This window comes from Desulforhabdus amnigena (assembly GCF_027925305.1).
Lineage (GTDB): Bacteria > Desulfobacterota > Syntrophobacteria > Syntrophobacterales > Syntrophobacteraceae > Desulforhabdus > Desulforhabdus amnigena.
Genome location: NZ_BSDR01000001.1, coordinates 648,667 through 671,599 on the forward strand (window position 1 = coordinate 648,667; position 22,933 = coordinate 671,599).

Sequence of the window (22,933 nt, forward strand, 5' to 3'; positions counted from 1 at the left end):
CGCTAAAAGAAGGTATCTTTTATCCGGCTGTATTCCTTATTTAACTCCTGCCCAATGATATTGCGCTGGATTTCATTGGTGCCTTCGTAGATCTGGAGGATTTTGGCATCCCGCATCATTTTCTCAACGGGGTAATCCTGCATGTATCCATACCCTCCAAGGACCTGAACAGCCTCTGTAGCCACCTCCATGGCCACATCGCCTGCGAAGACTTTGCACATTGCCGCCACCTTGCTGGCGTCGGGGGCATCATTGGCATCCATGTATCTGGCGACGGAATAGATCAATGCCCTGGCCGCTTCCGTTTTGGTGGCCATGTTCGCCAGTTTGTGCTGGATAGCCTGATAGGCAATGATGGGCTTGCCGAACTGAACGCGTTTGCGTGCATATTCTACGGAGATGTCCAGAGCCCCCTGGGCTAGTCCTACGCCGAGCGCGCCAATGCCGGGGCGGGATTTATCGAAGGTTTTCATGGCGATGATAAAACCCATGCCTTCGCGGCCAATGAGTCGATCCTTGGGGATGCGGCAGTCCTGGAAAACCAGTTCGCGGGTTGCCGAAGCGCGAATACCGAGTTTCTTTTCCTTCTTGCCGAATGAAAACCCCGGATCACCCTTTTCGACAATGAAAAAGCTTGCACCACGGGGCCCCTTAGACCGGTCCGTGATTGCCAGAACGGAATATATTTCCGCTTCACCGCCATTGGTGATCCACTGTTTCGTCCCGTTCAGGATATAATAGTCGCCATCCCGTACTGCCGTCGTCTGAATGCCCGAAACATCGCTGCCTGCTCCGGATTCCGTAAGGCCGAACGCAGCGATGCGTTTTCCACTGGCTATATCGGTGAGATATTTTTGTTTCTGTTCTTCATTGGCATGCAGCAGGATGGGGTAGGCCCCCAGACCGCTTGCGGCAAAAGAGGTGGCAATGCCGATACAGCCCTGAGCCAGCTGTTCGATGGCCAGACAGTTTTCCAGGATGCCTCCGCCCATTCCCCCATAGGCTTCCGGAATGTAAAGCCCGAAAAGGTCCGATTGAGCGAGAATTTTCATGATTTCCGAAGGAAATTCTTCGCTTTCATCCAGTTCCGCCCGCACAGGTCTGATTTTTTCTTTGGTGATCTGAGCAGCCAGCTCCTGGATCATCTTTTGTTCTTCAGTTAAGAAATAATCCACTTTTAGGTTCTCCTTATCCGCCCCGGTTTTCGATGGCAGGGATAGATGCCGTTTTTGTATTCCCTGCATTTCCGAGACAGAAAATGGCGTGCAGCCTCTGTTGCGCCAAATAAGGGGAAACGGAGCTGACTGACCGGTCAGTTCCCCCTCCAAAAAACAAAAATACCCCTCCCGCTTGGTGAGTTCAGTCCGCACCTTAAATTTTAATCAAGGATGCTTGAATCTCACCTCCAGCGATCCGGCGAGATTTTCAGATCAGAAAGGCCTCCTGGCGTGTTGCGTCTGAAAAAACGGCACAACCGGCCTCTTGTAGGTAACTTGAAAATGAGATCCTGAGGTTTTCCAATCCCGGCTCTCTCATTGCCTGCATATTTGAATCGCGGGCGACCGGGGCTCATCTCACTTTCCATTCAAAAGATCCAGCCATTCACGAGGAATGATGCCGGTAGAGATTGGTTCCTGACCCGAAGCGCGGCATCATTCTTGCCTTGGATTTTTAAAACGTGCCGCGCCCGGTTTCCATTGGCAGAAGAGGCCCTCTATTCTTCTTCGAACTCCAACACAAGACGGTCGTGGTAGTAACCGCAACCAGGGCATACACGGTGAGGCAACCGCAACTCATTGCACTGAGGGCAGTGGGACAGAGAAGGTATCGATAATCCTCTATGAGCGTTTCTTTTGTCGCGTCGTGCTTTGGATGTCTTACGTTTGGGTACCCCCATCTTTCATTCTCCTTTCAGCGATTTGAATAAATGCTCTGAAAAACAATTTGTGTTCATCGAATTTTTTATAAAAACTTTGTTTGAATGGTTCCCCTTGAACAATCCGTGCCGTGATGAGTGGAAGTTGCCCCCATCCCCAAATGTTTGCTCAACCGGGTAAGCGGGCCTTGATTTCCTCCAGCTTGGAAAAGGGAGTTTCCTTGCTCTTCTTGCACCGGCAAGGTTCTTCGTTGAGGTTGACACCACAGCCCGGACAAAGGCCCCGGCAGTTTTCCGAACAAAGGACCTTGAAGGGAAGGGCAAGAAATATCTGTTCTGCAATCAGAAGGTCTATATCGATGACCTCGCCGTCAAAATAAGAATAGTCCAGATCTTCCGCTTCAAGCTCGATCTCATCTTCCTGGGGTGCCTTTTCTTCGCTGAACAAAAAGAGATCGATCGGTTCGTTCAGGCTCAAACGGACTGGCGTCAGGCAACGATGGCAGTTGACCTGAAGTTCTCCCTGAAGAGTTCCCTGAATCCGAATGTGGTCAGGAAACCTGTTGAGCTCCAGATCCACGTTGACAGGATGGGGCAGGTTGATTTCAAATGGATCATCCGGAGGGATAAACTGGCTCAGCTGACTCTGATCCCAATGCAAGTGAAGGAACCGGCCTAAATCCGGTATTTCGTCGACCCGTATCCGCATAACTTTCCCTTGTTTCTTGTGTGCAAATTTGTAAATCGTTGAGTATAGAGATCCTCGGTAAACTGTCAAGAAATTTTAACTACAGCTGCGGACCGAATCAAAAGGCAATCTCAGATTTTTGGCGTCAGGTCATGGATAAGGTCGTCAGCGACTTCCGAGAAAATTTTCCTGTAGGCTGAAAGGGTCATGGCGTCATGAGTAACGGAGATGGTGCGCGTGGCCTCCGCCGTCGCCACGAGGCGGTCCCCGTCCTTGATGCTGCATTTGACCGAAAGAACCGTCTTTCCCCATGGAAGAAGGGTGTATCGCAAAAAGAAATTCCCTTTTTGATATTCTACAATCTCGGCTTCCATCTTCAATGGGGTTGTCGACGGATCTCCCACCCAAAGCAGGCCCTGTTTTTTCAGAGATTCGTTGAGCGCCGTCCACAGCATTCCGATAACGTCGACGTCAAATATCTCTCCCGTTCTGTTGGATACATCCACCACGCGGATCTGAACGTTTTTTGCGGCAGGAGTCCCCGTGTCTTCAAATGTCTGTTCTCGTGTGGTTCCACAACCGAAGAGAGTAAAAACAACCAAACAAGCTGCAAGCAGACAACTCATTTTCTTCATGCGCAGATTCCCTTTCTACGGGGCTGATGGGCAGTTTTTCCTACAATCTTGCAAACCGGCTTCATGGCGAGGGAAGAGATGTTTTTCCCTCTTGCCGAATCAGTTGCGCTATACTGCCAGATGAGGGAAAAATCGGCAAGATCTCTATTTTGCCCGGATGGAAAATTTTGAGGTGTGATCAGTAGTACACCATTCTTTTGTAGTTCCTGCAAAGCCTGAGGCGGAGAACCGGCGCATCAGGGTCTCTCAACCTTGAGTTTGACAGGCGAGTGTGTTATGCGTAGAAGCTCTTTCTTTGCACGAGAAGATTCCCTGATTGTAGTCAGTTAGAGGGTTGGATACGCTGCCCGGGTAACCTGCGCTGTGGTCAGTTGAGCGTTGAGTGTAAAGAATTTTGCTGTGGAACAGAGTGGCAACGACAAAACAAAGAAAAGGAGCACATGGTTCATGGAACCGGTTATCACACGATTTGCCCCCAGCCCAACGGGCTATTTACATATCGGTGGCGCCAGAACGGGCCTTTTTAACTGGCTTTTTGCCAGGCACTTTGGTGGAAAGTTTATCCTTCGTATCGAAGATACGGATCAGGTGCGTTCCACTGAGGCTTCCATCAAGGCCATCCTCGATGCCATGGAGTGGCTCTCTTTGGAATGGGATGAAGGGCCCTACTACCAGACGAAGCGTCTCGAGGTATATAAAGAATATTTGAAGAAGCTGTTGGATACAGGGCATGCTTATTACTGTGACTGTACGCCCGATGAGTTGGAGGCACGCAGAAAAGAAGCATTGGCGGCCGGCCGAAAACCCAAATACGATGGGCGCTGCCGGGAGCGCGGCTTGGGACCTGGACCCAACCGAGTGATTCGTTTCAGATGCCCGGCTACTGGGACCACCGTTTTGAACGATCTCATTAAAGGACCTATTTTCTTTGAGAATTCTGAAATGGACGATCTGATCCTTGAACGGAGCGACGGTCTGCCGACGTACAATTTCGCAGTGGTCGTGGATGACCTGACCATGAATATAACGCACGTCATTCGAGGAGATGATCATGTGAACAATACCCCAAGGCAGATTCTCATTTACCAGGCCCTTGGCGCTCCGCTCCCTCATTTCGGCCATGTTCCCATGATTCTGGGGCAGGACAAGGCCCGACTGTCCAAACGTCACGGAGCTACGTCCGTAATGGAATACAAGGAAATGGGCTACCTCCCCGATGCTCTGATCAACTACCTGGTCCGCCTGGGATGGGCTCATGGAGATCAGGAAATTTTCAGTCGGGAAGAACTCATTGCATATTTCGGACTGAACAATGTGGGCAAATCGCCCAGTGTTTTCAACCCTGAAAAGCTCCTCTGGCTCAACGCTCACTACATCAAAGAGTCGAAACCGGATGCTTTGGTCCCCCTTTTGGACCCCTTTTTCGAGAAACTGGGATATCCTCGGAAGCCTGCGGAATATGTGGCCAAAGCTGTCGAGACACTTCAACCGCGGGCGCGGACTCTCGAGGAGATGGCGCAAGGCATGAAGTTTTATCTGGTGGATGAGGTGGAATATGATGCCGCCGCAGCCAAGAAGTTTTTGACTCCCACCATGCGTGAAGCTTTCGGCAGGTTGATTCCCGTTCTCGAAGAGATGGATGTTTTCAACGAGGAAAACCTTGAAAAAGCCTTTCACCAGATAGTGGTGACGGAAATGGGGCTCAAGCTGGGTAAGGTGGCGCAACCGGTTCGCGTCGCTCTTACTGGTGTAACGGTCAGCCCGGGCCTTTTTGAAATCATCGGCATTCTGGGGAAGGAGACGGTTCTGAAGCGTTTGAGAAAAGCCCTGGAGTATATGAACGCTCAATAAACTGTGGTCAGGGAACAGTGGTCGGCGAACCATCGCCTGACCACTGGGAGGACTGCGGATATGGCGATTACAAAGCAAAAAAGTTGGTTTTCCGTCAAGCTTCGCGACATACCGCTTCGGTACCGCTTGAGCATCCCTTTCTTTTTCCTCGCATTTTTCGGTACTTTTTCTCTGGTCTTACTGGCCCTTTTCAATGGAAACGACATCCTCCGTCAGGAGGAACACGAAAAGCTTTTCGGCTACAGTCGCGCTCTTGATTACAACATGGAATCCCAGGGGAAATGGGCTGTAAGCCTCGCATCGAGCTTTGCACGCAATCCCGAAGTGGCTGCAGCCATGGCCAAAAGAGACCGCCTTCGGCTGATCGACCTCTGTTATCCAGCCTACGTGTTCATGAAGGAACGCTACGGGATCAGCCAGTTCAACTTTCATGTCCTTCCCCCCAGAAACTTCCTGCGCCTCCAGAAGCTTTATGAATTTGGAGACAGTTTGAGCTACCGTAAAACGATTCTGGATGCTATCCAGCGGGGAGGGGAGACGTTTGGCCTGGAGACAGGGTTGACGGGGTATGGTATTCGGGGTGTGGCCCCCATTTACGAGGCCGGGAAAATGGTGGGGACCGTCGAAATCGGTTTCAATTTCGGTTCCTTTTTTCTGGAAAAGCTGAAGGATCAGTTCGGTATTGAAGCCTCTTTTTTCTATCCTCATGAAAACAGGACTGAATTTTACTCTTTTGCAACAACGTTTCCCGACAATTTCGAGCGTATTGATCCCGTCTACGCCGAAGTCTTTCGGGATAGTTCCCGGAAATTTATGAGCCGCACAATTTCCGGCGTTCCTTACGCGGTTCTCTTGAGGACGGTTCAGGATTACTCGGGCAAGACAATTGCTCTTGTGGAGTTTTGTGCCGACCGAACCAGGACTCTTGGAGTGATGGACCATTATCGGAGCCTGATGCTCGGCGTAGGCATTCTGGGGATGATTCTTTCCGTTGGTGCGATTTATCTTCTCAGTGCATATTTTACTCGTCCCATCCGCGAAATGGTCGCTTTTGCAAAAGATATCGCTCAGGGGCAATTCCTGCGTCCCTTGAAGGTTTCCCCATCGGGTGAACTTAGAACCCTGGCAGACGCCCTCGACGACATGCTCATATCTCTAAAAGTCTCGCAGGCCAAAATTCAGGATTACACCGACAACCTTGAGCAAATGATCCATTTACGAACACGGGCCCTGAGGGAATCCGAAGAGAAATTCCGTACGCTTGTGGAGAACGTGCCGCTGGTTGTCTATCGTCTCCTGGGGAATGGAAAGATAATTTTTATCAATCGTTTCATTGAGGAGATCATGGGAATCTCTTTCCATGATGCTCTTGAGAATTCAAACTTCTGGAGAGAAAAAGTCTGGGAAGAAGACCGCCCGTGGGTTTGGGCGGCCATGGACCGATGCCTTGAAGAGGGTCAAGAATTCAAGGCTGAATATCGCATCAGTCATGCCAGCGGAAAGCTTGTGTACGTGCTGGACCATGCTTTGCCTGTATTTGACGAGAAAGGGAAAGTCGATACCGTGGACGGCTTCCTGGTGAATGTCACCGACAGGCACTGCCTCCAGAAGCAGATCATTCAGACCGAAGAATTGAGGACCCTCAGTGAAGTCTCTGCGCGGCTGGCTCATGAGATTCGCAATCCACTGGTCGCAGCAGGGGGATTTGCTCGTCGTCTGATGCACAACCTTCCAGAAGAGGATCCCCACCGGGAAAAAGTCAGAATCATTGTGCAGGAAGTGGCGCGGCTCGAGAAAATTCTTGAGAAAACTCTGGCTTACCTCAAGCCGTTCGAAATTGTTCCCGAACGCTACCCTTTGAATGATTTGTTGACCGAACTCCTGGAAGATCAAAGGCTCTATTTTGCAGAGCGTTCCATAAACTTTCAGCTGACTCTGGCCGAGGGCCTTCGGCCCATTTCCCTGGATCCCGTGCTCTTTAAGAGCGCTTTGGAAAACATCCTCAAGGGACTTTTGAATATTTGCAGAGCCAATAGCCGTCTGGATATACGCACCTCTTACGGGGACAACAATGTTCTTCTGGAAATAACGGCCGGTAACGTTCAGGTTTCAGAAGACGATATCGATCATTTCTTCTACCCCTTCACCAGCCAGTCGGAACGATCCAAAACTCTCGATCTTCCCCTGGCGAAAATGATCATCCACAAGCATCAAGGGCTTATCCGGCTCCGTCGGAAAGGCGCCGATAAACTCGTTTTGAGTATAACGCTGCCCCGATAGACGACTGGCGCAAGCCGATCATCTTCGGTCAGTGCAGAGAACTCCTCTGGTCCAGTTTGTACCAGAGAAGAAGGGATGCGTCTTTGATGGCTTCCAGCAAGAGTCTGATGGACCGTGGAAGATCCCCCGGATTGGTTCCCCTGGCCATTTGAAAATCCGCGATTTTTGCGCCGTAATGTTCCGCAACGCCGTTGATGACCTTCATGCCGTGTTCGTCTTTGGAAAGATCGATCCCCTGAGAGTAGAGGAAACTGAAGAGTTCTCCGCCGTCGGTGACCAACAGGAGGTCTTCCCTGTCTCCAACCATTCTTACAAATATTTCAATGCGTTCGTGATTGGGCCACTGCCAGTCTGTTGTAATGAGATAGCCGTTTCCCGTTGGAGTGATATCCCATTCCCTGATAAATTCATCTGCCAGACTTTGTTCTAATGTCTTTTCGTCCATTTCTTACTCGTGATGGGGTAAGAGCCCCCTGTTTTTATCCATAGATTGCACGGATTTTTGCAGATTAAGAAACATTTCACTCTGAGCGGGTGAGATTTGTCCGCCCAATTTGCGTCATCTGCGGATCCATTCAGCTTGATTTTCACCACACCGGTAGTTCCTTGGTCCTTGAAGGAAAAAGGCAAACCCGGCTTGTGTACGTCCTTTGGAGGTAGCACAAACCGGGTTTTTTTAGGATCTTTGATGGAACTCAAATGATCTGGAGCCTATAACACTGCGCTCGAGGCCCTCGAGGGTCAGCGGGGGACAGAGTCCTATCAACTATCGGATTTTATTAAAGGTGAAGACCTCCCCTTTGGCATTCGTCAGAGTCATCTTGTTCCGCTCGACAGAAACCGTGAGACTTACAGACCCCAGGCTCCCTATCTCGAGCTGCAATTCTTTTCCGCCGATCACTTTATATTTTGTGTTGATGGTAATGGGGCCATCTGTCAACTGCATCATCCCCTCACCCGTAAACTCCATCACTTCCGTTCCATCGACTTTTTGCCACTTGCCCAGCAAGTCCCAGGTAGGCTTCAGCGTGCACGATGCGAGCAACAGTGCGAAACACATAAACAGACACAATCGAAATGCCTTCATAATTCTCCTCCATTTTTACTGTTGATGATTGGAACATTGCCTCAATACAAAACTGCCTGCAAAACCTGGCTGCGAATCATTGAGAACTATTCCAATTTTTCTACTATTTTTAATTGGGTCTGTCCATTGCCAATTTTAAATAAGGAATGGTCAATGGGCCGATTTGTCCATTCTCGGCTCATGAGGTTGAGTCTGTTCGTCAGTTCCTCGATGTTCTGTTGTTTTATTGCGACGGACTCGAACAGCTGACGATATCCTGTACATCCTCTAAAAATGAAGGTCTGAAGTTTGCGTGCGTTCCATCAGGCGTTCTCGCAAAGAGGCTCCATAGGGCCAGTAATTCTCATTTTGGATGGTCCTATGGTCCTCATGACGCCGTCGCTTTCAACATCTCCCTTGATCCCCCTTCAAAGGGGGATTTTATCCCAGGAATTCCCCCCTCGAGGGGGAGGCAGGAGGTAGTTTTTTCAAAATGAGAATTGCTGGCTACAGGGTTGCACGGGTTGACAGACACGGTTTGCTCTGTTAGCCTTACAAAGCTTTACGGTACAATATTGTGGCAAAAGAAGGGCATTTTCGATACGCTGAGGTATCATTGACAGGGAACCGGTCCAGGTTTTGTTGTAGAGGGTACGGTATCTTTCGATTGCATCTATTGTATCGCAGAGGGATTATGCAGGGGATGTTTTTCTCCGAGGCTTTCAGAACCGCCCGAACATAAAGCTCATGGTAGAGTACATTCTTAAAATACTTGGCTTCAAAGGGATAAGTCTTTTATCGGACTCTGACTGAGGTGAAATGAATGAGCTAGAAAAATCAAATAGTTATTTGATGTTATAAGATAATCTTCATATTAGCTTGTTTCTTGTTTTATTGCCTCGTATTTCGCCCCGATACACCATCGAAGGGAACTGAAGGAAAAGCGAATTGCCCCATAGGGCCTTCCTTGTTTCTTTGCGTGCTTTCCTTTCAAGGCAACGATACGCCGTTATTTTTCCCTCTTGTGAAGCCATCATCTGCCACAGCTGATTCGGCTACTTGTGGCCTCCCCGTCATCATCGTTTTTAAGAAGGCTCAGAAGAATGCTTGCGCCAGGGTGATGAGATGACGGCGGTACCAATGGTGTGAGTGGCTCCCAAAAGGGGTCGTTTTAATTTTTAAATATATCAAACCCAAAAAGGAGAATGAATGGACGAGAGAAAAATCCTGGGACTGACCAAAACCTGCTTTGCCATCTTTATGGGTACGTTCTTCCTGTTCACGATGTGGCCTGGATTTTGCCACTCGGCTGCCGAGAAGCCCATCCGTTTTGCAGATCTCAGTTGGGATAGTGCTCAACTCCACAATCGCATCGCAGGTTTTATCGTCAAACACGGTTATGGTTTTCCAGTGGAATACATACCGGGTGAAACCATTCCGCTGGTTGCAAGCCTAGCGCGTGGGGATGTCGACGTGGATATGGAATCCTGGACTGAAAATATTCAGGAAATATACGATAAAGGGATCAAGTCCGGGTCTCTGGTGGATCTTGGAAGCAATTTCCCGGACAACTGGCAGGGCTGGCTGGTGCCTACCTATGTGATCAAAGGCGATCCCGCCCGGGGGATCAAGCCCATGGCTCCCGACCTGAAATCTGTGAAAGATCTTCCCAAATATTGGGAGATTTTCAAGGATCCCGAAGAGCCGACCAAGGGACGTTTTTATAATGCCATTGCCGGTTGGGGTGTTACTGAACTGAACGAAAAGAAGCTTGCAGCCTATGGACTCGAAAAATGCTTCACCAACTTCGTTTCCGGTTCCGATGCGGCCCTTGTGGGGTCCATAGTGGGCGCCATCAAGAAAGGCGAGCCATGGGTAGGGTATTACTGGTCTCCTACGTGGGTTCTCGGCAAATACGACATGACCCCTCTGGAGGAGCCTCTTTACGACAAGAAGGTTTGGGATGAAACCAAAGCCTGCGCTTTTCCCTCTGTTCACGTCAATATCCTCGTCAACAAGAGTCTATTGACCCGCGCACCTGGTGTGGTGGATTTTTTAAAAAATTATGAAACCACCAACGACCTGAACAACGAAGCCCTGGCATATATGGAAGATCACAAAGCGAGCACGGATGATGCGGCCGTATGGTTCCTCAAGGAAAAAAAACATGTCTGGACGGCATGGGTCCCGGAGGATGTAGCTAAGTACTGAAAATTGTAAATACGTGGCCATTTCTTTTTAGGAACAGCTTCCAGCCGTGACAGCAACCGGCAACCGCACACCTTGTCGCGGCAGGATGCCGCTCCAACAAACGTATGGATAAACGGCTGCGTAATTACGAAGATCAGTACTAAGAAAGTCAAAGCTGCGCTGAAATAGGCCCATGTGATGGATCGGATTTCATTGAAACGTGTCATTCTTCCATGAAAAGGTCCCCGTTGCTCATGTGCAAGTGACGGGAGCCTTTCTCGCTTCCGATAGCATCCTAAATAGTTGAAAACTTAAATATGGCTCTATTCGTTTTGCGTTTTGATGCGTCGAAGCAAAAATCACAATATTATAAGTAACTTAAAAAATTTGACTTGATATTATCGGGTCTTATCTGGACCACGGAGACATGGAGAACACAGAGATTTCATTTGAAAGTCTTTCTCTGTGCCTGTGTGCTTAATGTGAAAATATTAAAGTAAAATCAATATATTATTTTAATGAATATGGGGAAAATATTGAATACTCAAAAAGAACAAACTCTTTCCGGACCGGAATGTCTGGAGGTGAAAAACTTATGGAAGATATTTGGTCCCAAAGCGAAAAACCTTCTCAAATCGGATTTGCGGAATGTGCCTAAAGAAGAAATTCTGGAAAAAACGGGTTGCGTTCTGGCCCTTCGAGACATTTCCTTCAGGATCGAACCTGGTGAATTTTTTGTTATTATGGGACTTTCCGGCAGCGGGAAGTCGACTTTGATCCGCTGCATTCTTAGGCTGATCGAACCCACAGCGGGCAGCATCATCATTCATGGGGATGATATCTGCAAATACGATAAGGAAAAGCTCACACACATGCGTCGGTACACCACGAGCATGGTTTTTCAGCATTTTGGGCTTCTGCCTCATTATAATGTCCTGGATAATGCCGCGTATGGCCTCAAGGTGAGAGGCATGTCCAAGGAAGAGCGCTACGCCAAGGCGGAGCAAGCCCTCGAAACGGTGGGGCTCAAAGGATGGGAGAGCTACTATCCGGGATCTCTCAGTGGCGGAATGCAGCAACGTGTGGGGCTTGCCCGGTCCCTGGCGACGGACCCCGAAATCCTCATCATGGATGAACCTTTCAGTGGTCTGGATCCCTTGATTCGGCGCCAGATGCAGGACGAACTGGTGGAAATTCAGGAAAAGGTGAAAAAAACCATCATCTTCGTGACCCATGATCTCTATGAAGCTTTGAAGCTCGGTTCACACATTGCCATCATGCGAAACGGGGAGGTGATCCAAATTGGAACGCCTGAGGAAGTCTTCACGGAGCCAGCAGATGATTATGTGCGTGATTTCGTGCAAGAAGCATCTCCTGCGAAGGTGTTGACCGCTGGAAAGATTATGAAAGAGCCCGGCGTTCTCCTCTACGAATGGCAAGGTCCCAAGGCTGCCCGCCACATGATCAATGTCAGTGAACATGATTATGCTTTTGTTGTGACGAAACATCACGAACTGCTGGGAATTGCCACCTTTGACGGGATGAACGCGTTGATCAGAAAGGGTTCCGGTTCCATAAGAGAAGCACTGGTGACGGATTTACCCACCTGTGGTCCGAATACGCTTTTGGAAGATCTGTTCCCCCTGGCGCCTTTGAGTCCTTATCCCCTCGCTGTGACTGATGAAAAGGGAAAATTTCTTGGGCAGATACGCAATCGGACTATCATTGAGAGCATGATCCGGGATAGGGAGGAGGTGGTCAATGATTGAATTTCCGACCGACCTTCAAATCCCGCTGGCAAAATGGGTCGATCAATTGATGGATTGGATGTTGGCCCACTTTGGTGGTGTGTTCGACGTTTTTGGGAAAGTCATGCTTTTTGTGTTGGTCCACATAGATCGATTTTTCCTCTGGATTCCATGGCCCGTGGTCGTGCTGTGCGTTGGCGCCCTGGGCTGGAAAGCGCTGGGGAAATGGTGGCACGGTTTGATCCTGGCAAGTCTTTTGTTGGTCATAGGAAACTTTGGTTACTGGCAGCTTGCCATGATGACACTTTCCATCGTTACGGCATCCGTGGTCATTTCTTTGGTGATTGGTGTGCCCATGGGGATTCTCATGGCTTGGAGTGATTGGGTGGAGTCTTTGTTGAGGCCATTGTTGGATGCCATGCAGACCATGCCCAGTTTTGTCTACCTCATTCCGGCCCTGATGTTTTTCGGTTTGGGAAAGGTTCCAGCCGTCTTCGCTACGATCATTTACGCCATGCCGCCCGTGATTCGGCTTACCGACGTGGGGATCCGACAGGTTCCCAAAAGTGTCGTCGAAGCGGCAGAGGCTTTTGGTTCGAGCCCGAGGCAGATCCTCTTCAATGTGCAGCTTCCCCTTGCGCGCCCGTCCATCATGGTCGGCATCAATCAGACGACAATGATGGCACTTTCCATGGTGGTTGTGGCATCCATGATCGGTGCCCGCGGACTGGGGCTCGAGGTGTTGCTTTCCATCAACCGTATCCAGGTGGGGCGAGGGTTTGAGGCTGGGCTCAGCATTGTATTTCTTGCCATTATCATCGATCGGATCACTCATGCCATGGCGACGAAAAATCGGATCAAATGAGCGGGATTCGATTTCTGGTCGCTTTGTCCATGCTTCTTCGTTCAATGTGTTCTCTTTAAACCGGTTGATGTGTGTTTTGTCCTGCTGACCATGTTGAGCCGTTTTTTTCAGGGTGGCCTGTCGGTCGCCCTTTCAGTTTGATTTACTGAAAAAAAGCGGAGTAAAAAGAGAGTCGCTGAAATGATTGAATCAGCGACTTGGGAGTTTACCTCCTCAATGGAATCGGCTATTTTAATTATTTACATCAATTGGACGATTAAACCATTTTGCGGGACAAAAAGTAAAATAATATGGAACAGATAAGGAATTTCAGCATCATTGCCCACATTGACCATGGGAAGTCCACACTAGCGGATCGCCTGATCCAGCAGGCCGGGATGGTGAGCGAAAGACAGTTCCGGGATCAGCTCCTCGATACGATGGATATCGAGAGGGAGAGAGGTATCACGATCAAGAGCCAGACCATCTCTTTGCCTTACAAAAGCAAGAGCGGAGAAGTCTTTGAGTTGAATCTCATCGACACTCCGGGGCATGTGGATTTTTCCTATGAGGTTTCACGCGCTCTTGCTTCGTGCGAAGGGGTGTTGCTCCTGGTGGATGCTTCCCAGGGCGTGGAAGCCCAGACCCTGGCCAACCTGTATGCCGCCATGGAACACGATTTGACCATCATTCCCGTGATCAACAAGATCGATCTTCCTTCCGCCGATATCGAAATGGCCAAGGAGCAGATCGAGACGGAACTTGGACTGGATTCAGAGCATGCCGTCCTCTGTTCGGCCAAGGAAGGTTTGGGCATCGAGGACGTCTTCGAGGCTATCGTGAGTCGCATTCCTGCCCCTTCCGGGAGTCCCGAGAAGCCGCTCTCCGCTCTCATCTTCGACGCTCATTACGATTCTTTCAGGGGGATCATCGTCAGTTGCCGTATATTCGACGGACGAGTGCGACAGGGAGATGTCATACGTTTCATGTCCAACGGAGCGACCTACCGGGTGGAAGAGGTGGGTGTGTTCCGACTCACGAGAGAGCCCAGGAGCGAGTTGAGGGCGGGCGAGGTAGGTTACATCATCTCGGGAGTGAAGACATTGAGCGATACGCGGGTGGGAGATACGATCACTCTGGACAAGAATCCCATCTCCAAGCCTCTGCCCGGGTTCCGCGAGGTCAAACCGGTTGTTTTTTCCTCCATTTATCCCATTTCTTCCGACGACTACCCGTCCCTCGTGGATGCCCTGGAAAAATATAAACTGAACGACGCCGCCCTAGTCTATGAAAAGGATTCCTCCGTCGCGCTCGGCCAGGGTTTCCGCTGCGGATTTCTGGGGCTGCTTCACCTGGAAATCGTCCAGGAACGTCTGGAACGTGAATTCGATCAGTCCATCATCATGACGGTTCCCAGTGTGCAGTACCGCTTCACACTGACTGATGGCAGCGTTGTCGTGGTGGATAACCCTCAATACTATCCGGACCCTCTCAGGATCAAAAAATCGGAAGAACCCTTCATCAAGGCCAGCATCATGATCCCCGAGCGCTACATGGGGGCTGTCATGAAGCTCTGCATGGAAAAGCGCGGAACCAATCCCCGGTTCAGTTATCCCACGCCGGGGCGCATAGAGATCCTTTTCGACATGCCCCTGTCTGAAGTCGTTTTCGATTTTTACGACAAGCTCAAAACCATCACCCAAGGATACGGGTCTTTTGATTACGAAATGATCGATTATCGTGAGGGGGAGCTGGTCAAGCTCGACATCCTGGTAAATGGCGAAAAGGTGGATGCCCTCTCCATGCTGGTTCACAAAGAACGGGCGAGAGAATGGGGTGTACAGGTTTGCGACCGGTTGAAGGAAGAAATTCCCAAGCACCAGTTCAAGATCGCCATCCAGGGGGCCGTGGGGGGCAAGATCATCTCCCGTTCCACCATCTCCCCGTTCAGGAAGGACGTTACCGCCAAATGTTATGGTGGAGATATTTCACGCAAGCGCAAATTACTTGAAAAACAGAAAGCGGGTAAGAAACGCATGAAAATGGTCGGATCCGTCATGATTCCCCAGAGTGCTTTCGTGGCGGTACTGAAGACAAAAGATGAATAAATCCCATCGGCCCGGCCTTTACATTCATGTTCCCTTCTGCCGGACCAAATGCCCTTACTGCGATTTCTATTCCGTGACTTCCGGGGAACATCATACGGGGGCTTGGCTCAAAGCCCTCGAACAGGAAGTTCAATTCTATCAAAACCGGTTTGCCGCTTTCGACAGCATCTATATCGGAGGCGGTACTCCCAGTCTTCTCAACCGGGAGGAAATCTCCGGGTTGATGGACTGTCTTTCCGGCCGTTTCCGTTTTTTCTCCGACACGGAAGTCACCCTGGAAGCGAACCCTGATGACATTACACCTGAAAAGCTGTCGCTCTACCGCCGGATAGGGATCAATCGCATCAGCCTCGGAGTGCAATCCTTCCAGGAAAATGAAGTCGCTTTCATGCAGCGGCGGCATACGGCGAAGGAGGCCGAACGCGCCTTGGAATTCATCCGTTCGGCGGGTTTCACGAACATTGGAATCGACCTCATTTATGGCTTCGAGGGACAGACCGAATCCGGGTGGATTCAGACCCTGGAACGGGCGCTCCGATTCAGGCCGGAACACCTTTCCTGCTACCAGATGACCATTGAAGAGGGGACCCCCTTCGGAAAAATGAAAGCGGAAGGGAAACTCCGTTCCCTGGGGGAGGAAGAGGAGGGCCGTTTTTTTTCTCTGACATCCAGTTTCCTGAAAGAGCGTGGCTACATTCACTACGAAATTTCCAATTTTGCAAGGGGCCCAGAATACTTCTCCCGCCACAACCAAAAATACTGGAATCACACCCCTTATCTCGGCCTGGGGCCCGCGGCCCATTCCTTTCAGAACGGTGTCCGATGGTGGAACGTGAGATCTTTGCAAGCTTACTGTCAAATGCTTGCACGGAAAAAAACGCCTGTGGAGGACCGAGAAGTGCTCACCCGGGAACAGCTCAGACTGGAGGCGCTCTACCTGGGATTCAGGACAGAGGAAGGGGTGGACTTTGACATTGTCCGGGAGTTTCCCGGTGCGGAAGGTGTTCTTGCGGAGCTGGAAAAATCCGGGCTGATCGTGTTGAAAAAAGGGAGAGTGGCACCCACCCAGCAGGGTTTCCTGGTGGCTGACAGCCTTCCGATCCTTTTTGTTTCTTAATTTTGTCAGATATTCAAGACAACTGCACTCGAATTTATGAAATCAAGTTTCCGTTTGCATCTTATTATCCACACTCGAACGTCAAATGGAGGCTTGATCCTGGTATCGTTTCGCAGACGAAAACCATGAAAAATGCCGGAATATTGCCCTAAAAGAAAACCTGGTTAATTTCATTGTGTAATACTTGGTTGCCGCCTGAACGGTTTTTTGAAGTGAGCTCTCCATGGGGTGAGATGGGGTAGCCCAGGTGTCAGGGTATTTTACGTAAAAATTTTCATTATCTCATACTTGTCAAGGAAACACGCGACATGACACATAAGACATTTGAAGATGCTGAAGAAATCAAGATATGCCAGGGAGATATCGATTATCAGGGCATTGTCAAGCACATCAACGACGGCGTCTTGATCATAAGAGAGGGGAAAATTGTATTTGCAAACAACGCTTTTTACGAGATGTCGCAAAGAGGGCCGGAAGAGGTCATCGGGTCGGATTTCTCTGAATATGTATTCGCCGCGGACTGGGATAGAGTAAAAAAATACTGCAGAGACCGCCTCTTCACGGAAAACCTCTCGGATACCATCGAATTCCGCATGCCACAACGGGATGGTGTAGCGATCATCGAGATGAAGGTGAGTGTTGTAGAGTGTGGAGGGGCCCCCGCAATACTCGGCGCATTGACGGATATCACCGAGAGACGCAAAACCCGGCTCGAACTGCAACGGATCAAGGAACGTCTCGAAAGCATCATCCAATCTATGACGGAAGTCGTGGTCTCACTTTCGCCCAGGGATTTCTCTATTCTTGCCATAAACCCTGCGGCTGAAGCCCTTTACGGGATACCGGTCAGGGATTTTGTGAGTGGGGAGCACCATATCCTGGAATTCGTTCATTCCAGTGATGTCGACCGGGTAAATCGATTTTTCAGGAATCTGCCTGAAGCCGAGTTCGATGAACTGCAGTACAGGATCATCAGCAGAAACAGACAGGTCAAATGGGTCGTCGATGAAGGCCATGTCGTTTACTCGGACAAAGGGACCATACGACGCATCGACCATGTCATCAGGGATATCACCGACGAAAAAAAAGCAATTGATGCCCTCAGGCTGAGCGAAGAAAAATACAGGGATTTTTTTGAATCGACTACCGATATGGCCTTTACCATCACGCCGGAAGGGGATTTCATTGAGATAAACGAAGCGGGTCTGAAGCTCCTCGGTCTTGAAAACATGGAAGAGGCGTATGAAACCAACATCAAAAATTTCTATGTGGATGTCTCCGAGCGAGAGGAACTCGTCAGAGAAATATACGGGAAAGGCCATGTCGAAGGCCATCAGGTGAAATTCAAGAACAAGGCCGGAGATATCATCGAGGTGGCGGTCACAGCGCGTGCGAAAATCGATGAATCGGGGCGACATATCTACCATGAGGGCATCGTGCACAATGTGACGAAAGCGTTGGAGGATCAGAGGAACAGGGTGCTCCGCAACGCTGCGGGAGGCATGTGCCATCACCTCAATACGCATCTCATGCAGCTGTACGGCTCGAACGATGCGCTCCGTGAAGAGATCGAATCCCTGGACGTGCTCATCGAGAGGCTTGCCGAAGGGGAAAATCCTCAAATGGTTGTCAGACTGATGAAGGGGATCATGAAGGATATCCACCGATACAGCAAGGGTATAGACGGCGCCTATAAGAAAATCTCGGAAGTGACCACAGCGTTCAACAAGGCCTTCCGCTATAAGGAAGAAACCTATCTGACCAGTACGATCCTCGATATCTTCAAGGCATACGGATACGAAGAAGATGGTTCAAAGTGATGTTTGCGGTCCCTTCACCCCCCTTTGTAAAAAGGGGGGTGAAGCATGATCTTGTTTTGGAGCGGTCCAACCCCTTATCCCGGGGCCTAGACGACTCCCTTCTCCTTCAACGCATTCAATTTCGTATTACCTATTCCCAGATATTTCTGATAAATGAATTCATTGTCGGCTCCAATGGGCCGGCATACCCACTTGATTCGACCCGGAGTCTTGGACATGGCTTTCAACGACGAGTTCTGGACCAGAACCTCGCCGTAGTAGGGGTCATGTGTGGTCAGAAAAGTCTTTCTGCACTCCCAGTGTTCCCTTTCCAATACTTCCTTGGGGGATTCCATCCTGCCTGTAGCGACCGTACCTTTCCTGTCCGGTCTCTTCATGTATGACGTTATGATTCTCATCATCTCATCGGTCGTGTAATTTTTGGTGAATTTCTCGATTTCGTGCTGAATCTTGGGCTGATTCTCCGGATTCAGCCGGTCTTTGATGGTGGGAAACTGTTCCTGCAGGCCCGGGCGATCCATGATTTCACACAGAGCGGCCCAGTTCGGGTCGGTGAAGCCGGAGATGAAGGTATACCCGTCTTTGCATTCGACGTAGGTATAGGGAAATACGGCATAGTCGTAGTTGCCGGCTCTCGGCATCTGCTTTTGCGCCATATGGTAATATTGCATGACATAATTGGACATGGAAAGCATTCCCTCAGAAGGGGAGCAATCCACCATTTGTCCCTTGCCCGTGCGTCTCTTGTGGAACATGGCCAAGAGGATACCGAAGCCAGCCCAGCCTCCACCGGCATACCAGCCCATCCAGTTGCCCTGTTTGAGGGGTCTTTTGTACGCATCGGGCACTTCCGGGTCGAGATCCGGTTCGCCCGTGATGGACATGATGATACCGCGTGCCTGATTGGTGATGTCATAGTCCGGCTGATTGCCGTACTTTTCAACGTCTTTTCCGAACTGTCCATAAACGTAGATGGGGCAGTAGATCAATCCTGGATTTGTCTCTCGAAGTTGCCGGTACCCGATGCCCAATCCATCCAGGTAACCGGGTTTGAATGTCTCGATGAGAACGTCGGCTTTATTGGCCAGTTTACGGAAGATTTCCTTTCCCTCTTCCGTATTGAGGTCAAGGGTGACATGAAACTTGTTTCTTCCTTCCACCATATACCCCAGGCCCGTATCCTTGATCATCATGCCGTAAGGGGTCATTTTTCTGGCTATATCACCGCCGGGGGGTTCGATGCGAATGACTTCTGCTCCCAACTCTGAAAGCATGGATGAGGCAAAGAGTCCGGCAAAGCTGCCGTAGCTCGCATCGATAACAAGCATGTCATCCAGGGCTTCCGGTTTATGAAAGATATCTTCGGGGTTCGTTGCATCATGAGCCCACCTGGCATATTCTTCGCTCGCCGCCATACCGATGATTTTTTCGTCTTCCATATCCATATCTTTTTCTCTCCTAACGAGTTTTAGCCAAGCTTGATGCCCTTTTTACCATCCCAGTCTGGTGGAGGACAGTGCGAACGGATTTTAGGATTCCACTTGAAAATGACCCCTTCCTCCTCGAGACTCTTGATCTTGTCCGTAGTGAATCCCAAAAGTGTTTTCAACACGTAGTCGTTGTCGAAGCCCAGCGGACGGCAACTCCATTTGACTTTGCTCGGTGTTTCACTCAACCTGGGAGGATAACAATCTTGAACCATATCTCCATATAATGGGTCATCGTATTGCTGTATGGTTCCCCGTTCCCTGAAGTGTTCGCTGTGATAGGCGTCTTTTGCTTCCAAAACCCTGGTGGCGGCAAAACCATATTGGTTGCCGAGGGCTTCCACTTCTTCGACCTTTTTGGTCTTTACCCATGCGGCGATGGTGCTGAGCAGTTCCCTGGCGTTTTCATCCCTCAGCCGATCCAGAGGTTCAGCGTATTTTTCGAAAAGAGCCGTATTGCCCATGGCCTGGCAAAGGCCTTGAAATTCATCCTTACTGAAAGCTGCAACAGCTACCCAGCCGTCACTGCAGTCAAAGAGATCCGACGGGCAGATGGCAAGATCTCTATTTCCCGACCGCTTCCTGTTCTCCCCCGTCATTGACGTGTAAAGCCAGGTCCAGTCGAGGAACCGGATGACATTTTCCACCTGCAGGTAATCGATGAACTGACCCTCACCCGTCCTTTCCCTGTAATTCAATGCAGCTATGATGGCGGCAGCGCACATGAGGCCTGTAATCCAGTCGGCAATCCAGACACCGGATTTGATGGGGCCGCGGTCTTCAAAACCCGTAATGGGGGAGAGGGCTCCCATGCTCTGGGCCACCGCGTCGTAAGAAGCGCGTCCGGTCCAGGGGCCCCAGCTTCCGTAGCCTGAAACGTGAAGCTGAATGATCCTGGGATTGACTTTTTTTAAGTCCTGATAGGCGATTCCCCATTCGGCCATTCTGCCCGGCGTGAGGTTATCGACCACGACATCCGCCTTTTTGACAAGATCCAGGAAAATCTCTTTGGCTTTGGGATTTCCCATGTGCATGCCCACCCAGTATTTGTTGTGGTTCTCGATTTCCAGCCCGGGAGACATGTTTTTCCAGAAGAATGCATAAGGGGTCACAAAACGCATCTGGTCGCCCCTCTGCCCTTCAAACTTGATCACCTCAGCCCCGAATTCAGCCAGATAGTCGCAGGCTGCCGGTCCCAAAACCACATAGCATACTTCCAGAACCCGTATGCCCTTGAGTGGCTCAGGTTTTTCGAAAAGGTGTTCGACATTGAACATTTGTTTCAAAAAGTCCTGGTAAGATCCTCCCTCGTTCATGCACTGAGCTCCTCTAAATGGTGGACATTTGAATTTGCTCTTATGAGCCTCTTCCCGCCAGTTTTGTGTCCATCCATAAGGCTTGCAGCACAACACCCCTTTCCGAAAAACCTCCCTCACCCCTTTGGGCAAAGCGATGGGGGAAGAGTTCCGAGTGGGTGCTAAGAGCCTATCCGAAAACATTCCTTGGCAGCGGACACCCCCCTTCAATTCCCCCCCTCGAGGGGGGACCAAGGAGGGTGTCGCAAAGTCCACAGGGGGTTTTCGGATAGGTGCTAAGTATAGGCCCTACAAAAGAAAGTGAACAATTTCCCATCCATCATTTCCGCCTAAAGCATGCGGGAATGACGGATGGGATCTTGTGCACCCGTTTATGTGGGCATGTACTTAGAGATTTTGCTCTCACAGCTTTCAGATGAAAACAAATCGGTTTTCACTTCAGCTCTGTGCCGCTTTGACAAGGGCCTTATCGCAAAGTGTAGGATTTGAATTGGAGTTGCATCAATGAAGAAAGATTCGCATCTTGTGCTCTGATCGGGAACTTGAGTTCAGCATTGAGTCAGCCATTGCTTTTGTTGCCAAGGCTATTTCGTTAGTATTGAAGTGAAGCCTTACGGATTGTGGCACTCCCGCCTCAACTGAGGCGCTTGGCACTATTGATGACAACCGGTGTTGCAGGGACATCCTGATGATATCCGAAAGAAGTGGTAGCAACCTTTCTGATTTTATCCACGACATCCATGCCGTCAATCACTTCCCCGAATACGGCATAGCCAAAACCCATGGGGGTTGCGTTCTTGTGGTTGAGGAAGTCGTTGTTCACGGTATTGATGAAAAATTGGCAGGTAGCGCTATGGACCTGGTTTGTTCTAGCCATGGCAATGGTGCCGCGGTTGTTCTTGAGTTCGGGATTGGCTTCGTTCTTGATAGGGGGGTGGGTTGGCTTTTCCTTCATATCGGGAGTGAGTCCTCCTCCCTGGATCATGAATTCGGAGATAACCCGGTGAAAGATGGTACCATCATAGAAACCTTCATCGACATACTTCAAGAAGTTTTCTACGGTAACAGGAGCCTTGTCAGCCCAGAGCTCTATTTTGATCGTACCTTCTGATGTCTCCATTACCACGACGGGATTCGATTCTGAAGTCTTCATTTTTCTCCTTAGATTGTGAAATCTATTTGGGGGCAGTGTATCAAGCCCCACATGGCGAGTACTGGAGATGATACTCGTTATGAGGCCCCGCTGCAAGTTTTTTCCCTGCTGGAATGCGGGTTAGTGTACGAAATGGGCAAAATCGTACCGCACCTTTATCCTATTTTGAGCTTTCTTCCTCCAGGATTTCTCCCAGGGCATAGGCTACATCACCCACGAGCTGGATGCAGTGTTTTCTCCGGCTCTCGGAGTTGCTGTAGAATTCTTTGACTGCGTTGCGATCGTGCCAATCCACCCTTGCAATATCGCTGCAATTGACACCTCCGAAGGGCTGGGTGATTTCCTCGAATTTCCTGGTGAGTTTGCGGCTCAGAAACCACATGCGTGGATCTTCTTTCTCATTCAGGTTTCCCCGGCTGTAAAGGCTTGAAATCAAAGCCACTCCTCCTAGCAAGGCGCCGCAGACCCTGCCGGAACTGGCGATGCCGCCGCCAAAGGATCCCATACATTTGATCTGGTCCTCATTCACACTATTCATTTTTTCCTGGCCGACGGCTATTACCGCCTGGCTGCAGTGAAACCTTTTCTTGAAAAGGTCCATAGCCTTTTGTCTCATTTCTTCAGGACTCATCATAAACCTCCAAAATCACTTTTCTCTTCGGGAGAGATGCTCAATAGCTGTTTCGGGCTCCATCTTCAAACCCGTCATCGATCGACGGGAAGTATCCGGATGGCAACCGTTCACCGCAGAAAG

General features: G+C 49.9%; 18 protein-coding genes. 8 read left to right on the top strand and 10 right to left on the bottom strand.

Annotated features, from left to right (window positions below; translation table 11 throughout):
* Positions 1 to 2: 2 nt before the first annotated feature.
* The 4 genes from QMG16_RS02920 to QMG16_RS02935 form a co-directional block, all read right to left on the bottom strand.
* Complete coding sequence (locus QMG16_RS02920; protein ID WP_281792170.1) at positions 3 to 1,175, bottom strand: acyl-CoA dehydrogenase family protein; 1,173 nt, start codon at positions 1,173 to 1,175, stop codon at positions 3 to 5.
* A 539-nt stretch (positions 1,176 to 1,714) separates the two neighbouring features.
* Positions 1,715 to 1,897 (bottom strand): 50S ribosomal protein L32, encoded by a 183-nt coding sequence (gene rpmF / locus QMG16_RS02925; RefSeq protein WP_281792171.1) that lies wholly within the window; start codon positions 1,895 to 1,897, stop codon positions 1,715 to 1,717.
* A 148-nt stretch (positions 1,898 to 2,045) separates the two neighbouring features.
* A complete protein-coding gene (locus QMG16_RS02930) occupies positions 2,046 to 2,585 on the bottom strand; it encodes a YceD family protein (protein WP_281792172.1) in 540 nt (179 codons plus the stop codon).
* A gap of 110 nt (positions 2,586 to 2,695) precedes the next feature.
* Positions 2,696 to 3,199 carry a hypothetical protein gene (locus QMG16_RS02935; RefSeq protein WP_281792173.1) on the bottom strand — a complete coding sequence of 168 codons (504 nt, stop codon included), beginning with the start codon at positions 3,197 to 3,199 and terminating at the stop codon, positions 2,696 to 2,698.
* Between the two features lie 447 nt (positions 3,200 to 3,646).
* Here QMG16_RS02935 and gltX point away from each other — a divergent pair, with 447 nt between their 5' ends.
* Complete coding sequence (gene gltX, locus QMG16_RS02940; protein WP_281792174.1) at positions 3,647 to 5,050, top strand: glutamate--tRNA ligase; 1,404 nt, start codon at positions 3,647 to 3,649, stop codon at positions 5,048 to 5,050.
* A gap of 60 nt (positions 5,051 to 5,110) precedes the next feature.
* The gene (locus QMG16_RS02945; protein WP_281792175.1) at positions 5,111 to 7,330 is read left to right on the top strand and encodes a cache domain-containing protein; all 2,220 of its coding nucleotides are present in this window, start codon (positions 5,111 to 5,113) and stop codon (positions 7,328 to 7,330) included.
* A 28-nt stretch (positions 7,331 to 7,358) separates the two neighbouring features.
* Here the strand turns inward: QMG16_RS02945 and QMG16_RS02950 are convergent, their stop codons facing one another.
* Both QMG16_RS02950 and QMG16_RS02955 read right to left on the bottom strand, forming a co-directional pair.
* On the bottom strand, positions 7,359 to 7,775 hold the full coding sequence (locus tag QMG16_RS02950; RefSeq protein WP_281792176.1) for a hypothetical protein: 417 nt from the start codon (positions 7,773 to 7,775) through the stop codon (positions 7,359 to 7,361).
* A gap of 321 nt (positions 7,776 to 8,096) precedes the next feature.
* Complete coding sequence (locus QMG16_RS02955; RefSeq protein WP_281792177.1) at positions 8,097 to 8,417, bottom strand: hypothetical protein; 321 nt, start codon at positions 8,415 to 8,417, stop codon at positions 8,097 to 8,099.
* 1,188 nt (positions 8,418 to 9,605) lie between these two features.
* Between QMG16_RS02955 and QMG16_RS02960 the strand changes: the two genes are divergently transcribed.
* The 6 genes from QMG16_RS02960 to QMG16_RS02985 all read left to right on the top strand — a co-directional run bounded on the left by QMG16_RS02960 (position 9,606) and on the right by QMG16_RS02985 (position 18,223).
* Complete coding sequence (locus QMG16_RS02960; protein WP_281792178.1) at positions 9,606 to 10,607, top strand: ABC transporter substrate-binding protein; 1,002 nt, start codon at positions 9,606 to 9,608, stop codon at positions 10,605 to 10,607.
* Positions 10,608 to 11,170: 563 nt separating this feature from the next.
* Positions 11,171 to 12,355, top strand: coding sequence for a quaternary amine ABC transporter ATP-binding protein (locus tag QMG16_RS02965; RefSeq protein WP_281792179.1), 1,185 nt, complete (start codon positions 11,171 to 11,173; stop codon positions 12,353 to 12,355).
* On the top strand, positions 12,348 to 13,199 hold the full coding sequence (locus QMG16_RS02970; RefSeq protein WP_281792180.1) for an ABC transporter permease: 852 nt from the start codon (positions 12,348 to 12,350) through the stop codon (positions 13,197 to 13,199). The genes QMG16_RS02965 and QMG16_RS02970 overlap by 8 nt, the downstream gene beginning before the upstream one ends.
* Positions 13,200 to 13,489: 290 nt before the next feature.
* The gene (lepA, locus tag QMG16_RS02975) at positions 13,490 to 15,286 is read left to right on the top strand and encodes a translation elongation factor 4 (RefSeq protein WP_281792181.1); all 1,797 of its coding nucleotides are present in this window, start codon (positions 13,490 to 13,492) and stop codon (positions 15,284 to 15,286) included.
* On the top strand, positions 15,279 to 16,403 hold the full coding sequence (gene hemW, locus QMG16_RS02980) for a radical SAM family heme chaperone HemW (protein ID WP_281792182.1): 1,125 nt from the start codon (positions 15,279 to 15,281) through the stop codon (positions 16,401 to 16,403). The genes lepA and hemW overlap by 8 nt, the downstream gene beginning before the upstream one ends.
* A gap of 308 nt (positions 16,404 to 16,711) precedes the next feature.
* Positions 16,712 to 18,223: a PAS domain-containing protein gene (locus QMG16_RS02985; RefSeq protein WP_281792183.1), complete on the top strand. Its 1,512-nt coding sequence runs from the start codon at positions 16,712 to 16,714 to the stop codon at positions 18,221 to 18,223.
* A gap of 86 nt (positions 18,224 to 18,309) precedes the next feature.
* Here the strand turns inward: QMG16_RS02985 and QMG16_RS02990 are convergent, their stop codons facing one another.
* The 4 genes from QMG16_RS02990 to QMG16_RS03005 all read right to left on the bottom strand — a co-directional run bounded on the left by QMG16_RS02990 (position 18,310) and on the right by QMG16_RS03005 (position 22,795).
* Complete coding sequence (locus QMG16_RS02990) at positions 18,310 to 19,662, bottom strand: CoA transferase (RefSeq protein WP_281792184.1); 1,353 nt, start codon at positions 19,660 to 19,662, stop codon at positions 18,310 to 18,312.
* A 29-nt stretch (positions 19,663 to 19,691) separates the two neighbouring features.
* A complete protein-coding gene (locus QMG16_RS02995) occupies positions 19,692 to 21,026 on the bottom strand; it encodes a CoA transferase (protein WP_281792185.1) in 1,335 nt (444 codons plus the stop codon).
* Positions 21,027 to 21,660: 634 nt separating this feature from the next.
* Positions 21,661 to 22,179: a peptidylprolyl isomerase gene (locus QMG16_RS03000; RefSeq protein WP_281792186.1), complete on the bottom strand. Its 519-nt coding sequence runs from the start codon at positions 22,177 to 22,179 to the stop codon at positions 21,661 to 21,663.
* Between the two features lie 160 nt (positions 22,180 to 22,339).
* On the bottom strand, positions 22,340 to 22,795 hold the full coding sequence (locus QMG16_RS03005; RefSeq protein WP_281792187.1) for a C-GCAxxG-C-C family protein: 456 nt from the start codon (positions 22,793 to 22,795) through the stop codon (positions 22,340 to 22,342).
* Between the last annotated feature and the right edge of the window lie 138 nt (positions 22,796 to 22,933).

What these genes read in the sequence shown, in the direction of transcription:
- rpmF (WP_281792171.1), bottom strand. Translation starts at nt 1,897, where the DNA reads ATGGGGGTACCCAAACGTAAGACATCCAAAGCACGACGCGACAAAAGA.
- QMG16_RS02930 (WP_281792172.1), bottom strand. Translation starts at nt 2,585, where the DNA reads ATGCGGATACGGGTCGACGAAATACCGGATTTAGGCCGGTTCCTTCAC.
- QMG16_RS02935 (WP_281792173.1), bottom strand. Translation starts at nt 3,199, where the DNA reads ATGAAGAAAATGAGTTGTCTGCTTGCAGCTTGTTTGGTTGTTTTTACT.
- gltX (WP_281792174.1), top strand. Translation starts at nt 3,647, where the DNA reads ATGGAACCGGTTATCACACGATTTGCCCCCAGCCCAACGGGCTATTTA.
- QMG16_RS02945 (WP_281792175.1), top strand. Translation starts at nt 5,111, where the DNA reads ATGGCGATTACAAAGCAAAAAAGTTGGTTTTCCGTCAAGCTTCGCGAC.
- QMG16_RS02950 (WP_281792176.1), bottom strand. Translation starts at nt 7,775, where the DNA reads ATGGACGAAAAGACATTAGAACAAAGTCTGGCAGATGAATTTATCAGG.
- QMG16_RS02955 (WP_281792177.1), bottom strand. Translation starts at nt 8,417, where the DNA reads ATGAAGGCATTTCGATTGTGTCTGTTTATGTGTTTCGCACTGTTGCTC.
- QMG16_RS02960 (WP_281792178.1), top strand. Translation starts at nt 9,606, where the DNA reads ATGGACGAGAGAAAAATCCTGGGACTGACCAAAACCTGCTTTGCCATC.
- QMG16_RS02970 (WP_281792180.1), top strand. Translation starts at nt 12,348, where the DNA reads ATGATTGAATTTCCGACCGACCTTCAAATCCCGCTGGCAAAATGGGTC.
- lepA (WP_281792181.1), top strand. Translation starts at nt 13,490, where the DNA reads ATGGAACAGATAAGGAATTTCAGCATCATTGCCCACATTGACCATGGG.
- hemW (WP_281792182.1), top strand. Translation starts at nt 15,279, where the DNA reads ATGAATAAATCCCATCGGCCCGGCCTTTACATTCATGTTCCCTTCTGC.
- QMG16_RS02985 (WP_281792183.1), top strand. Translation starts at nt 16,712, where the DNA reads ATGACACATAAGACATTTGAAGATGCTGAAGAAATCAAGATATGCCAG.
- QMG16_RS02990 (WP_281792184.1), bottom strand. Translation starts at nt 19,662, where the DNA reads ATGGAAGACGAAAAAATCATCGGTATGGCGGCGAGCGAAGAATATGCC.
- QMG16_RS02995 (WP_281792185.1), bottom strand. Translation starts at nt 21,026, where the DNA reads ATGAACGAGGGAGGATCTTACCAGGACTTTTTGAAACAAATGTTCAAT.
- QMG16_RS03000 (WP_281792186.1), bottom strand. Translation starts at nt 22,179, where the DNA reads ATGAAGACTTCAGAATCGAATCCCGTCGTGGTAATGGAGACATCAGAA.
- QMG16_RS03005 (WP_281792187.1), bottom strand. Translation starts at nt 22,795, where the DNA reads ATGAGACAAAAGGCTATGGACCTTTTCAAGAAAAGGTTTCACTGCAGC.